This is a genomic window from Streptomyces sp. NRRL B-24085 (assembly GCF_001282115.1).
In the GTDB taxonomy this organism is placed as follows: domain Bacteria; phylum Actinomycetota; class Actinomycetes; order Streptomycetales; family Streptomycetaceae; genus Streptomyces.
The window spans coordinates 1-1,636 of the sequence record NZ_LJBR01000555.1; the positions used below are offsets into that span (position 1 = coordinate 1).

General features: G+C 72.0%; 1 protein-coding gene and 1 pseudogene. Both read left to right on the forward strand.

Going from position 1 to position 1,636, the window contains the following annotated elements; translation table 11 throughout:
* The coding region (locus AOJ26_RS39280) for an ATP-binding protein (protein WP_053853127.1) at positions 1-1,242 on the forward strand (1,242 nt) is incomplete at its 5' end.
* A gap of 47 nt (positions 1,243-1,289) precedes the next feature.
* A pseudogene (locus AOJ26_RS39285) lies at positions 1,290-1,636 on the forward strand (transposase); the annotation flags it as partial.

Consider the following 1,636-nt stretch of genomic DNA (forward strand, 5'->3'; position numbering starts at 1 on the left):
GATCGTGGGGTGGATCAGGCTGTAGGTGCCGGCCGGGGGGCTGGGCTGTCGAGGGCGTTGGTGGTGCGTCGTCTGCTGGAGCGGCAGCAGGCGGGGGAGTTGTCGACGCGGCATGTGCGTGCGGTCGCTGAGGTGGTGGGTGCTTCGGAGCGCACGGTGTGGCGCTGGTTGGAGCAGGCGAAGGCGACGGGGCGGGCAGAGGCGCCGGTCCGGCGGGGGTATGCGGTGTCGGACGAGGTGTGGGAGCTGCTGGGTGAGGCGGGGGGCAATGTTTCGGAGCTGAGGCGTCGGCTGGTGGCAGCCGGCGGTGAGGAGCCGGTTCCGTCGATGTCGACGTTGAGCCGGGTGATCCGCAGGGATCGTCGGGCGGGGCGGGCTTTGCTGACCGGGCGGGAGCCTGAGGTGGCCGGGGCGCGCCGGCCGGATGCCCTCAGTGAGCTGGGTTTGAGCGTGGTGGCCGAGAAGGGCGCCGGTGGGCAGGTGTTTCTGCGGGAGCAGAAGCACTTGGCGCAGGTCCCGCTCCTGGTCCCGGGAGCGCAGTTGGTGCACACGCCTGCCGTGCGGTCGGTGCTGCGGACGGTTGCGCAAGCGGCCGCGGTCGGGGCAGTGGTGTGTCTGTACGGTGACGCCGGCCAGGGCAAGACCGTCGCGTTGCAGTACGCCCTGTCCCAGCTGCCGCACCCAGCCCGGGTCCGTCGGGTCCATGTCGGTGTACACCCGACAGTCCCTGAACTGCGCCGGGTGCTCGCGGACGCCCTCGAGCTGGGCAGGCGTCTGCCGCGCGGAGCGGGGGAGGCCGACCTGATGCTGGTGAACGCGCTACGACAGCCCCGGATGCTGGTACTGGACGAGGCGCAGCGCCTTCCGGGACCGGCGCTGGAGTTTCTGCGCGGGCTGTGGGACCACCCGGACACGGACACGACGCTGGTGCTGGCGGGTGCGGGCAGTGAACGGGCGCTGCGCCGGGTGCCCGCGCTGGCCTCCCGGGTGCTGACCTGGGAGTTGGTGCCGCGTCTTCGCCCGGACGAGGTGGCAGCGGCGATGACTGCCTTTCACCCGTTGTGGGAGGACGTGAGCGAGGCCGATGTCGTGTGGGTGGACGAGCATGTGGGGCACGGCAATTTCCGGACGTGGGCGAAACTCACCTCGCACCTGACCGCCGAAATGTACGGCACGAGCCGTGCGGTGGTGGACCACCGGTTGCTGGAGCGGGCCTGCGCACGGCTCATGGGGCCGCTGTGACGGGCGCTGCCGGGCCGGCAGAGGTTGGCGGCCACGAGGGTTCCGACGTGCGGGGAGGTCTGCCTGCTTCCTCCCTGTCGGCGCTGCGCGGCCCTGCCGTGCGCCGGCTGCTCGCCCTGCGACAGGACCGGAAACTGACGACCCGGCATGTGCGGCTGATGGCCCAGTCGTTGGAAGTGACGGAGCGAACGGTGTGGCGGTGGCTTGCCGCTGCCGAGCGTGACGAGTCGGCGGCCGCGGAGCCCGGGGCGCGGGCCCAGAGCAAGGACCGCTTCTGCGTCACCCCGGAGGTGCGCCGTCTGCTGGCCTTGTGGAAGGGCAACGTCGCGGCGGTCCATCGTGAGCTGGTCGCTCGCGCGGCCAGGGGCGAGGGGGAGCCGCCTCCGTCCCTGAC